This window comes from Arthrobacter sp. 2RAF6 (assembly GCF_052115205.1).
In the GTDB taxonomy this organism is placed as follows: Bacteria; Actinomycetota; Actinomycetes; order Actinomycetales; family Micrococcaceae; genus Arthrobacter.
In genome coordinates this window covers 1-11,598 of the sequence record NZ_JBFRGF010000070.1, presented here as the reverse complement: position 1 = coordinate 11,598, position 11,598 = coordinate 1, and the positions used below count along the sequence as shown (strand labels likewise).

12 protein-coding genes and 1 pseudogene are annotated in these 11,598 nt (G+C 61.9%); 10 read left to right on the top strand and 3 right to left on the bottom strand.

Going from position 1 to position 11,598, the window contains the following annotated elements; genetic code table 11:
• On the top strand, positions 1–238 hold a 238-nt coding region (locus AB4Z38_RS25170), incomplete at its 5' end, for a hypothetical protein (RefSeq protein WP_441432244.1).
• A gap of 85 nt (positions 239–323) precedes the next feature.
• On the opposite strand, the gene AB4Z38_RS25165 is transcribed toward AB4Z38_RS25170, so the two are convergent.
• Both AB4Z38_RS25165 and AB4Z38_RS25160 read right to left on the bottom strand, forming a co-directional pair.
• Entirely contained in the window at positions 324–650 is a 327-nt protein-coding gene (locus AB4Z38_RS25165) for a hypothetical protein (protein WP_441432243.1), read from the bottom strand.
• A 2-nt stretch (positions 651–652) separates the two neighbouring features.
• Positions 653–1,123, bottom strand: a complete 471-nt coding sequence (locus AB4Z38_RS25160) for a hypothetical protein (RefSeq protein ID WP_441432242.1) — start codon at positions 1,121–1,123, stop codon at positions 653–655.
• Positions 1,124–1,698: 575 nt separating this feature from the next.
• Here AB4Z38_RS25160 and AB4Z38_RS25155 point away from each other — a divergent pair.
• The 4 genes and pseudogenes from AB4Z38_RS25155 to AB4Z38_RS25140 all read left to right on the top strand — a co-directional run bounded on the left by AB4Z38_RS25155 (position 1,699) and on the right by AB4Z38_RS25140 (position 7,367).
• Positions 1,699–3,603 carry an RCC1 domain-containing protein gene (locus tag AB4Z38_RS25155; RefSeq protein ID WP_441432241.1) on the top strand — a complete coding sequence of 635 codons (1,905 nt, stop codon included), beginning with the start codon at positions 1,699–1,701 and terminating at the stop codon, positions 3,601–3,603.
• 147 nt (positions 3,604–3,750) lie between these two features.
• Positions 3,751–3,813: pseudogene (locus AB4Z38_RS25150) on the top strand (recombinase family protein); the annotation flags it as partial.
• Between the two features lie 41 nt (positions 3,814–3,854).
• Positions 3,855–4,322, top strand: coding sequence for a recombinase family protein (locus AB4Z38_RS25145; RefSeq protein WP_441432245.1), 468 nt, complete (start codon positions 3,855–3,857; stop codon positions 4,320–4,322).
• Positions 4,323–4,400: 78 nt separating this feature from the next.
• Positions 4,401–7,367, top strand: a complete 2,967-nt coding sequence (locus AB4Z38_RS25140; RefSeq protein ID WP_441432240.1) for a Tn3 family transposase — start codon at positions 4,401–4,403, stop codon at positions 7,365–7,367.
• A 935-nt stretch (positions 7,368–8,302) separates the two neighbouring features.
• On the opposite strand, the gene AB4Z38_RS25135 is transcribed toward AB4Z38_RS25140, so the two are convergent.
• Complete coding sequence (locus tag AB4Z38_RS25135) at positions 8,303–8,653, bottom strand: DUF1345 domain-containing protein (RefSeq protein WP_441432239.1); 351 nt, start codon at positions 8,651–8,653, stop codon at positions 8,303–8,305.
• A 147-nt stretch (positions 8,654–8,800) separates the two neighbouring features.
• On the opposite strand from AB4Z38_RS25135, the gene AB4Z38_RS25130 reads away from it, so the two are divergent.
• The 5 genes from AB4Z38_RS25130 (at position 8,801) to AB4Z38_RS25110 (ending at position 11,436) form a co-directional block, all read left to right on the top strand.
• The gene (locus tag AB4Z38_RS25130; RefSeq protein WP_441432238.1) at positions 8,801–9,454 is read left to right on the top strand and encodes a hypothetical protein; all 654 of its coding nucleotides are present in this window, start codon (positions 8,801–8,803) and stop codon (positions 9,452–9,454) included.
• A 53-nt stretch (positions 9,455–9,507) separates the two neighbouring features.
• Positions 9,508–9,942 carry an SRPBCC family protein gene (locus tag AB4Z38_RS25125; protein ID WP_441432237.1) on the top strand — a complete coding sequence of 145 codons (435 nt, stop codon included), beginning with the start codon at positions 9,508–9,510 and terminating at the stop codon, positions 9,940–9,942.
• Positions 9,943–10,074: 132 nt separating this feature from the next.
• Positions 10,075–10,695: a hypothetical protein gene (locus tag AB4Z38_RS25120; protein WP_441432236.1), complete on the top strand. Its 621-nt coding sequence runs from the start codon at positions 10,075–10,077 to the stop codon at positions 10,693–10,695.
• A gap of 175 nt (positions 10,696–10,870) precedes the next feature.
• Positions 10,871–11,146 (top strand): type II toxin-antitoxin system Phd/YefM family antitoxin, encoded by a 276-nt coding sequence (locus tag AB4Z38_RS25115; protein WP_441412309.1) that lies wholly within the window; start codon positions 10,871–10,873, stop codon positions 11,144–11,146.
• Positions 11,143–11,436, top strand: a complete 294-nt coding sequence (locus AB4Z38_RS25110; RefSeq protein WP_441432235.1) for a type II toxin-antitoxin system RelE family toxin — start codon at positions 11,143–11,145, stop codon at positions 11,434–11,436. Before AB4Z38_RS25115 ends, AB4Z38_RS25110 begins: the two co-directional genes overlap by 4 nt.
• Positions 11,437–11,598: the final 162 nt, after the last annotated feature.

Here is an 11,598-nt window from a genome sequence, read left to right as displayed (position 1 = left end):
CCTCGACTTTCACGATACCCCTTCACAAAAGCTGAAGTTGAATCAAAACGCCGATGAGCACCTGAAGGAACGGGAACGCCCTAGTACCGTGGGGAATGGACCCTCGCAGCCCAACCAAGGAACCCCGGAACACGAGGGTTATCTCTTACCCTATCCCCAAGCCACTCATGGTCAGCCCTCCGGAAAACAGAATGCCCAGCGCCGTGTGACGGCGTCGTCGATGGTCCTGAAACTCTGAAGGTCTGATTCTCCGACCCGTCGTCGACCGCCAGTTGCTACTGGGTGGGCGAGATCTGGAACGACGATCACTTGAAGCCGACGGTTCACGGGCGTCGCCCTTCCTGCACGAAGGCGACATACACGGCTCGGAGAAGCTTGGCATAGGCAAGGTAGCCGGAAGCGGCATCCAAGTCCTCGGTGCCCGTTGCGCGCAATTCGTCAACTTGGCGAGTGAACTCATCGAGAGCGCCAAGAACGTCTGGGACAGCCGGCTCCCAGATGCCCCGATCGATGTATGGCATCACGGACTCGGCCACCCAAGTGTCGTATAACGCTAAGTCAGCGTGTGCCTCGTCCAAGGCGTCGATCGCGCTCCCTCGCGGGAACGGTGCTTCCCGCCATTCCCGAACTACTGATTCGAAGTTGCTCATTGTCATCGGTACCAGAACGTGATGATGTTACCGTCTCGGTCAGTGATGCCGCCGGGGCCGCCACCTGGTGTTCGGTAGCGGAGGCCTTCGGTCCCGTCCTTGAGCTGAATCGCTTTCCCTGTCCCTTCTGGGTTCCGGGCCCAGTTCAGGGCGTCTTGCGCGTATTGCTCTCGCGTTACGCCGGTCTCGACGCCGTGCTTGCCGAAATGATACTCGAAGCTCGAGGCCTCGTCACCGAAACTCGTGGCACGCCACCCTCGACCAAAGCGAGCAAGCTCGTCCGCGGATTTTGCGGCTTTGCCGAGCCTGCCAAGTTCGCCTAAGGGGCCCCCGCCGGGGACAACGCCCATGCCCATCATGAGGAAGTCATCGCCGCTGATAGGTCCGGGATCCTTCCCTTCGATGTTGTCTCCCAATCGACTCAGAGCCACGGAGGCGATGCCACCGGCTTCAGGCATCACCGAGGCCTGCATGCTGAGAGTCCTGGCCGCCTCGGCTGCCGCGGCCTGAGGTGAGACGTTGGTTGCATAGACAAGCGGGGCACCTGGAGCAACCCCGATCCCTTGCAGGATCAGGTCCCCCCTGGGCAGTGATTCAGTCGACTGGGCGGGGGCTGATCTGGGGCGGCTTGTGAAAAAGTGGAATAGCCGACGCTAAGGGTTCTGCTTCCGTCGGAGTGGTGTGAATTTGTCGGATTTGGTTGCATTCACAGCCGAGGGCGAGAGGCAGTACTTTCGATACTGCCGGTAGACCCAAGTTACTGTTGATGCCATATGGGCAGACCGTGGTATGTTCTGCTCGCTGTGAAGGGGATCTGGGCGCCCGGCACGGCCTCGCTGTTTGGTCTCTACTGTTATGGGGGTTTGGCATGGGTGGTGCTCGGTTTGCGGGGTCCGGACGGGGAGCGGGTCGTTCTGCGGTTTTGCTCGTGTTTGCTGCTGTTCTGGGGCTGGTGTTGGCAGCGACGGGTATATCAGTGCCGGGACCGGCTCACGCAGTGGTTGCGACTTTCCCGCGGTTTGCAGCATTCGGTGGGTCAGGAGCTCCGGTGGATCCGGGTGCGATGGTGCCGATCGCCCCGTCCCGGTTGCTTGACACCCGAAGCACGGCCGCAGTTGGCCCGGATTCGACCGTGTCTTTCCAGGTCGGCGGGGTTTCCGGGATCCCGGCATCGGTTTCGGCGGTCACGTTCAACCTCACCGTGGCCAACCCAAGCTCCTTCGGGTTCATCACGGCCTTCCCGTCCGGCACTACCCGCCCGAATGCCTCCAACCTCAACTTCGCCACCGGCCTGACGGTGCCGAACTCCGTGACAGTCCCGGTCGGTGCTGACGGGAAAGTCACGCTCTTCAACCGCTCCTCAGGCACCACCCATCTGATCGCCGACGTCTCCGGCTACTACCTCTCGGGCGGTCCCGCCGTCCCGGGTGCCTTCGCACCACTGGCCCCGACCCGGATGCTTGACACCCGAAGCACGGCCGCAGTCGGCCCGGATTCGACCGTGTCTTTCCAGGTCGGCGGGGTTTCCGGGATCCCGGCATCGGTTTCGGCCGTCACGTTCAACCTCACCGTAGCCAACCCAAGCTCCTTCGGGTTCATCACGGCCTTCCCGTCCGGCACTACCCGCCCGAATGCCTCCAACCTCAACTTCGCCACCGGCCAGACGGTGCCGAACTCCGTGACAGTCCCGGTCGGTGCTGACGGGAAAGTCACGCTCTTCAACCGCTCCTCAGGCACCACCCATCTGATCGCCGACGTCTCCGGCTACTACCTCCCCGGAAGCCCGGTCGGCTCCGTGTGGACGTGGGGTGGACCCAACGGCAACTCGTTAGCTGCCCGGATGCCAGACCTGTCCGGAGTCACCCAGCTGACCGGGGTCGACAGCGCCTGGTTCGCCGTGCTGGCAGACGGAACTGTCCGTGCGTGGGGAGACAACAACGCCGGTCGCCTCGGTGACGGCACTGCCACCGACCGCCCCACGCCGGTCCAGGTTGCTGGCCTCACCGGAGTCAAATCCTTGATTGCCAACAACGGCTCCGCTTACGCCTTGCATGCGGATGGCACGGTCAGCACGTGGGGAGGCCACCTGTGGGGGGCGCTCGGCACCGGCACCGGCTACAACTCAGCCGTTCCGTTCAAGGTCCCGGGTCTCTCCGGCGTCACCGCACTCGCCGACGGCGGCGGCGCAGTCTTCGCCTTGCTTAACGACGGGACAGTCCGCGCTTGGGGAAGCAACGGCTTCGGTCAGTTGGGTATCGGCACCACCGTCGACGCCTACGCCCCTGTCCCGGTTCCCGGCCTCACTGACGTCACAAAAATCGTCCCAGGCTACACCGCCACCTACGCGCTGCTTGCCGATGGAACGGTCCGCGCTTGGGGCCGGAACGATGGTGGGCAGTTCGGCAACGGCACCACCACCAGCAGCAACACCCCCGTCCAAGTCACCGGGCTTACCGGGGTGAAAACCATCACCGAACACGGCGGCAGCATCTTCGCGCTACTCAATGATGGGACGTTACGCGCGTGGGGAGGCAACTTCTGGGGACGATTGGGCATCGGCACCACCACCGACATCAGTACTCCCACCGAGGTCACCGGACTCACCGGAGTCGCCTCAGTCATTAGCGACTCGGGCACCACCTTTGCGCTACTCACTGATGGGACGGTCCGCGCGTGGGGAGACGGTCAGGCCGGACAGTTCGGCAATGGAACAGCGAACTTCGGCACCATCAGCAGCACTCCCGTCCACGTCGAAGGCCTCACCGACGTCCAATCCCTGACCGCCGCCAACGGGGCCGCCTACGCCCTACTAGCCGACGGAACAGTCCGCGCCTGGGGAGACAACCTCGACGGACAACTGGGCAACGGCATCACCAGCTTCTACAGCCTGTACCCCGTGCAGATCCCTGGCCTGATCGGGATCCGAAGCTTTCAAATAAATACACCAGGCTGATCATTGCGACCGGGCGTACCTATACGATCGTTCGCGATACACTTCAAGGCGTGTTCCGGAAGGCGCGGAATCGCGGAGCGGGTTTTGTAATGCTTCGCGTGTACGCGCCTATGTAACGTCCACCGGGGTTGGTGATACGTTTTGGTCATGCGAGTCGGTTACGGACGAATTTCCACCCATGATCAACACCCCGAAGCCCAGCACGATGCGCTGACCTTTGCCGGCTGTGAACAGATTTTCCTCGACACGGCATCAGGGAACTGGCCCGCAGGCCCGAACTCGACAAGGCCCTGCTCTCAGCCAACAGGGCAGGCGATCAGCTTGTCGTCACCAAGCTCGACCGGCTCGGGCGGTCGTTGGAAAACCTCATCGACTTGTCCAAGACGCTGCAGGAACGAGGCGTGGACCTGATCGTCCTTGACCAGGCCATCGATACGTCCACAGCCATGGGGCGGATGTTCTTCCAGATCCTCGGCTCGATCGCCGAGTTCGAACACGCCCTGATGTCCGAACGCACCCGTGACGGGCTCGCCGCCGCTCGGGCCCGGGGCAGGACCGGCGGACAAAAACCAAAACTCGGGCCCCGCCAGATCAAGCTGGCCCGAGAAATGTACGAAGAAAAGGGCCCCGACGGGAAGCGGGCGCATACGGTCGAGCACATCGCCCAGGAATTCGGTGTTACCCGGCCCACGATCTACCGGCACCTCGCGAAACCATGAACGACGGGCATCGCATGTCACAGGAGAACGGCAGCATGTCCGCCGGGCACGGCGGCATGGCAGGTAAGGACGTCTGACGTGGCTTTGCGTTCTTTGCTCACGGCTGCCGAGCGTAGCCAGATCCTGGCACTGCCCACTGAAGCGGAGGACATTGCGGCCCATTACACGCTCAGTGATGCGGATATGTCGCTGATCCGCCAGCGGCGCGGAGACGCGAACAGGCTGGGCTTTGCCGTCCAGCTGTGTCTGCTGCGCCACCCGGGCATCCCGCTGGCCGAAGACATCCACGTGCCCGGTGAAGTCGTTTCCTGGCTGGCATCCCGTCTGGCCGTTTCATCCGAGGCCTGGGACGAGTATGGAACACGTGAGGAAACGCGGCAGGAGCACGGAAGAGAGATTCGCGCGTATCTGGGCATGTCAGCGTTCGGAATTGCAGACTTCCGCCGGCTCGTGGAGGATGTGGGCGACGTGGCTGCGCAAACAGACAAAGGCATGCTCCTGGTCGAGGCCGCGAAGGACTTCCTGCGGGCAAAGAAGATCGCTATTCCCGGGGTCAGGATCATTGAAAGGGCCTGCGCGCAGGCCCTGACCCGGGCGAACCGGACCATTTACGCCACCCTGGGCGGACAGCTTTCGGTCGGGCACCGGAAACTCCTGGATGGGTTGTTGCTCCGCCGCCCCGATAGTTCATTGACCGAAATCGGCTGGCTGCGGCAAGCACCGCTGCGCCCCAACGCACGTGCGATGCGCGAGCACATCGACCGGCTGACTACCTGGCGTGCGCTGGATCTTCCCTGGGCGGCGGGCCGGTTGGTTCACCGGAACAGGTTGCTGAAGCTTGCCCGTGAGGGTGCTTCGATGACCGTGGCGGATCTGTCCAGGTTTGAACCGGCGCGCCGGTACGCGACTCTCTTTGCGATGGCAGTGGAAAGCATGGCAACGGTCACCGACGAAATCATCGAGCTGCACGACCGGATCATCGGACGCCTCATCCGGACGGCGCAGAACAAACAAAACCAGGCCACCCTGGCATCCCGTTTCACCGTCGCAGCCATGATGCGCCTTCACTCGAGGCTGGGTGAGGCCCTCCTCGAAGCCAAGGAAACTGGCGAAGATCCCTTCGCTGCCATCGAAGCAACCATCGGCTGGGAATCCCTGGCCGAAAGCATCGCCCAGGCCAAGGAACTGACCCGGCCGGACCTGGAAGATCACCTCGCCCTCGTCAGCGCTCACTTCACCACGCTGCGCCGCTACACGCCGGCGTTCCTTGCCGTTCTCGACCTCCACGCCGCACCGGCGGCACAGGACCTGCTGGCCGCGATCAACGTCATCCGCACCCTGAACGCCACCGGCGCCAGGAAGGTCCCCGAGGACGCCCCCACCTCGTTTATCCGACCCCGGTGGGAGCCGCTGGTCTTCACGGACAACGGCCTGGACCGGGGATTCTACGAGTTCTGCGCCCTCGCGGAACTGAAGAACGCCCTGCGTTCCGGGGACATGTGGGTCACCGGATCACGAACGTTCCGCGACTTCGATGACTACCTTCTTGCCAGTGCTGACTACGCCGGCATGAAGAACGCCGGGAAGCTGCCGCTGACCACAGCCGACGGAAGCGCTCACTACCTCGAGAGCAGGCTTGCCCTCCTCCAGGAGCGGCTGAAGGAAGTGAACCAGCTGGCGTCCCGAGATGAACTCCCCGGAGTGCTGCTCACCGAGAAAGGCGTGAAAATCACCCCGCTGGAGACGATCGTCCCCACGCACGCGCAGCCACTGATCGACCAGGCCAGCGCCATGTTCCCGCGGATCCGGATCACCGACCTGCTGATGGAAGTCGATAGCTGGACCGGATTCACCCGCCACTTCACCAGCCTCAAATCCGGCCAGCCTTCCAAGGACAGGCAGCTTCTTCTCACCGCGATCCTCGCCGATGGGATCAATCTGGGACTGACGAAGATGGCCGAATCCTGCACCGGCGTCACGTACGCCCAGCTGGACCGCCACCAGGCCTCCTACATCCGGGACGAAACCTACAGCGCCGCACTGGCGGAACTGGTCAACACCCAGCACAACCACCCCTTCGCCGCACAATGGGGAGACGGGACCACCTCTTCCTCCGATGGCCAGCGCTTCCGTGCCGGCAGCAAAGCCGAGTCCACCGGGCACGTGAACCCGAAGTACGGTGCCGAACCCGGCCGGCTCGTCTACACGCACGTCTCGGATCAGTACTCGCCGTTCCACAGCAAACTCGTCAACGTAGGTGACCGCGACGCGACCTACGTCCTGGACGGGCTGCTCTATCACGAATCAGAACTTCAAATCCAGGAACACTACACCGACACGGCCGGATTCACCGACCACCTCTTCGCCCTCATGAACCTGCTCGGCTACAGGTTCGCACCACGGATCCGCAACATCGGTGACACCCGCCTCTACACACCCGCCAACGATCCAGGACTCACGGCCCTAGCACCGCTGATCGGCGGCACCATCAACACCAAAACGATCGCCCAGCACTGGGACGAGATCCTACGCCTTGCCACGTCCATCAAAACCGGCACCGTGACCGCGTCCCTGATGATGCGCAAGCTCGGCGCCTACCCCCGCCAAAACGGGCTCGCCCTCGCGCTGCGTGAACTCGGGAGAATGGAACGGACGCTGTTCCTGCTGGACTGGCTCCAGGACCCCGGCCTGCGCCGCAAAGTCACCGCCGGCCTGAACAAGGGCGAAGCCCGGAACACCCTGGCCCGGGCCGTGTTCTTCAACCGGCTCGGCGAAATCCGCGACCGCTCCTTCGAACAGCAGCGCTACCGCGCCAGCGGGCTGAACCTTCTCACCGCCGCCATCATTCTCTGGAACACGGTCTACGTGGACCGCACCATCACCACCCTGACCAGCGACGGCGGTAACATCGACCCGGACCTCCTACGGTTCCTCTCACCCCTGGGCTGGGAACACATCAACCTCACCGGCGACTACACCTGGCCACGCGCCAACCACATCAAACCCGGCAAATACAGGCCGTTACGACGCCCGGCAAAACCTTAGCGTCGGATATTTCACTTTTTCACAAGCCGCCCCTACCAGGACGTGAAGGGGAGAATGACAGCAACCAAGACAGCTATCAACATGATGACCAAGACGACGGCCGTCACAGTCCTGAGTGGTCCTTTGACTTCATTTCCGTCTTTGTCGAATAGCCGCAGCCCCCGGCCAGGAGGATAGGACACCGGTTTGCGGCGCTTGGCCAACAAATAGATTCCCACACCTCCAGCAACGAAAATAAGCATCGGTATGAATCTGGCGAACCACGGAAGCGCTTCCTGCGACATTCGTTTGCGTCCTTCTTACGGAGACAGTCACTGAAGAGAAGGTTGAGGTGAACCGGTGTTGCTGTCCTGTACTCCCATATGACGCTCGCTTCCGCACCCCGTCAACCACCTTTCCGACGCCCCGCATGAATAGGCCGTTCCCCCAAAGCACGGAATACTGAGAGCAAACTACATGTCGGCTGGACAAACACCCAACAGACGCGGCAAACAGCTGATTTATGACGAAAATGGCACGCGAACGGTGACACCGCACCCCGTTAGGCAGGCAGAAGGAGTTCCAAACCAGAACTAGCGTCCGCCGAGGGCAAGGGCAGCGGTCCGCTGAACCCCGTTTGGCCTGCTTCGACGGTTCGACCCACGCAGTCCAGGGCATCAGTCGGCCGGACAGGGCGTCAGGCTGCGGAAGACTTGCACTTCTACGTCAGCCCACCGATCATTTCCAAGCCATAGGACGAAAGAGCCAGCATTCTCTTGGTCTCTACATCCCGTAATCTGGCAACTTTTTCGGCCTGCTCAGCACCGGGTCAATCTCCGCGTCGGCGTCGTGGCGGAGGATTCCTTCGATCATGACAGCAACCTCGGACGAGGAACAGTTCTTCAGCTGCCTGACAAGACTGTCAGCGATCTCTGCCGTCCGCAGGAGTACCAGTCCTAGTGGATCAGCCCGGAAACCAGGTTGATCGTGGTGGCCAAGACAAGCACGCCGAAGAGGTAGGACAGCAAAGATTGCCGCAAGGCGATTCCGCGGATATGGGACGTTTGGAGATCAGTGTCCGAAACCTGAAACGTCATTCCGATGGTGAAGGCGAGGTACGCGAAATCGACGTAGCAAGGTGGGCGTTCCTGGTTGAAGCCGATGCCGCCGTCGACCCCTTCGTAGTAGACGCTGCTGCGGTGGCAAGCCCGGCCGCCACACTCAAGACGACCATGACCACCAGCCGCGTACTTGCACGGTAAACGCGGGAACCGTAGGCACGATTCTCCATGAGTCAATCGTCCCACCGCTTCACCCGTAAGGAGCGCGCTAAGTTTTCCTCCTGTCCGCGTAAGGAAACCATTAAGGACCGACGACGGCCGCTCGGTTTGGTGGTCTGATGAAGATAGTCAATTCGGGCTTTGGGCTGACCCTCCGTAGGAGCTGAATCCACCATGAAACGCACTCCCCTCAACCAAGGAACGGCACACGATTCCGCGCTTGCCGGCGCGGCTCCCGAAGACTACGTCGTTGTCGATGAGCTCGGTGATTTCACGTACTACCCGTCCAAAACGGCCATGCTCGAAGACCTTGAGTACGTTGACGAAGCAGCCAGCATTCTGGACCGGGCGGGCAACAACTTCCACTTGACCTTGGAGGACGGCCGGAAGCTGACCCTGGGGTCCTCGTTCGGCCGAGTCGAATTCACGTGGCTCCGCCAGACCTGGATCAACGACCGGCGTCGCGAACCGAAAGCGCATCGATTACTCCGCCTCTACCCCACAACGCTCGATGCCCTTCTGGCTGGAATATTTGAAACCTTGAGCCTGGAACTCGCCAGCAGCGCCACCAGTTCCCCTTGGGTATTGGATGTAGCGGGAGAAGAGACCCATCCTGCGACGCTCAAGGACATCGATGGCCTCCTCGCGCGGCTGGATCACCTTGAACGTGTCACTGTGCGCGATCCCTTCGGACACGAGTACCGGCCAACCCGTCATGCACCACACCGCCTCCACGCCCCTGGCGCAGGGGCTATCTACTACGTGGAGATGGAACCGCGTGCCGAAGAGGCCGATTACCGTCCCGACGCTTCTGATAATCTGCCGTGAGTTCCTTCCATGCGGGTTACCCCCGGTAGGCGCGTTCGGCGATAGTTGGGGACATGGTGAACGTCCAGACCGAAATACTGATCCAGCGGCCCCGCGAGATCGTAGCAAGTTATGCTTCCAACCCGGACAACGCTCCCGTCTGGTATGTGAACATACGATCTGCACAGTGGCAGACCCCGCGGCCGCTGGCGGTCGGATCCCGGGTTGCCTTCACCGCACGATTCCTGGGCCGAAATCTGGACTATGTCTACGAATTCACCGAGCTCGTCCCAGGCGAGAAAATCACCATGCGTACAAGCCAAGGTCCTTTCCCGATGCGGACTACCTACACCTGGTCCGATGAGAATGGCGCGACCCGCATGACCCTCCGCAACACAGGTGAACCCTCCGGGTTCTCCGCCCTTGCAGGCATCGTCATGGCGCCAATGATGCGCACGGCCACGCGCAAGGACCTGGAGAACCTCAAGAAGATCCTCGAAACCAGCTAGAAACGACCGCCCCAGGCTCTCCCCCGCGGCTTCGAATCGCCGACGCATTTATTAGCTACAAACGCTGGCGAATTTCCGCTGGCGCGTGCAAGGATGTTCCGTACAGTCGCAGCGGTCCACATTGGGGGAAACATGACCGAAAGCACCAACCTGCCGGAAAACACGCAGCCCGGTAGCAACGAATACGGCGCCACGCAGCGTCCCGCGCCTGGGTACGGAATGGACGCCCCCGGCGCGCAGATTCCCTCTTGGCATCCGGAGGCAAACCAGGCCCAGGCAACAGCATGGCCACCCGCTCCCTCGATACGAACCGCCGAAAACGTAGGCAGGGGCGCCCTGTTCGCACTCCCGGCCATCCCGATCGGCGTCGTTCTCTGGCTCGTCATCTGGAATTTTGGCTGGATGTCCTCGCTCGTCACCTTCGCCGCTGCCGCGATGGCGGCCCGTTTCTACGTGATGGGAGCTGGCGGGCTGAGCCGAAAAGGCGTGTGGGTGATAGCGGGTATCACAGCTGCCACCGCGATTTTGTCTTTCGTGGCGGGAGTCTGGCTGGACGCTGCCAAATACATCAATAGCCAACCCTTGTCTCTGATCACCAGCTCCGAGCCGTGGGACCTGATGAACTACAACCTGGCCAACAATCCGAATTTCGTGAAGGGGTACATGGGCGACTTCTTCATGGCGCTGCTCTTCGGCGCCCTGGGTTGCTTCTTCACGCTTCGCCGCATGTTCGCCGCCACCAGGAACGGCTAAACGCCAACGCGGGAGCGGCGGCGACCACATCGATCTCGACGAGGAAGTCGCCCAGGAACGAGCCCACCGTCGTCCGGACCGGGTACGGGGTTTCGACGGACTTTTCGTAGACGATGTTGAATCCGGCTAAAAGTCCGGCTAGTGAGTGGCCTGATATCAGGCTATAATTCCCAGCATGAGAACGGTACCGCTCAGCGAAGCCAAGGACAAGCTGTCTGCCCTCGTGGAGGAAGCAGACACCACGCACGAGATCATCCAGATCACCCGGCACGGGCACCCATCAGCCGTACTGATGTCCGCCGATGACCTGGAATCCCTGCAGGAGACGATCCATTGGCTATCACAGCCAGGCATCCGCGAAGACCTTGACCAGGCCCGGCGCGACATCGTCGCGGGCAATACGACCAGCGGCGAAGACCTCCGCCGTGAATTCGGGTTGCCACCGCGGTGACGGACGTAGAATCCAATGGTCCCGCACCGTGGAACGTAGAGGTCACCACCCCGGCACTGAAGGGTTTCAGGCGGCTGCCGGAGAAAGCAGCAACCGCGATCGTCGAATTCGTCACCGGCGCACTGGCCGAGAACCCTCATCGGCTGAGCAAACCCCTTACGAGCGAACTGCTCGGTCTGCGGACGGCGCGGCGCGGTGACTACAGGGTGCTGTTCACCCTCGACATCGAAGAGCACATCCTGTACATCCACCGCATCGAACACCGCTCCGACGTCTACAAACCGCGCTAGTACGGTTAGCCGTTGGTGAGGGTGACGTCGTCGAGGTACATCCAGGTGTCATCCGCAGGGCTGGAGCCGTCGAGGTGGACGTTGAACCAGAGGGTGATGGTCTGGCCTTTGTAGGCGGTGAGGTCGGCGCTGAACTGGGTCCAGGTGCCGTTGTCGTTGCAG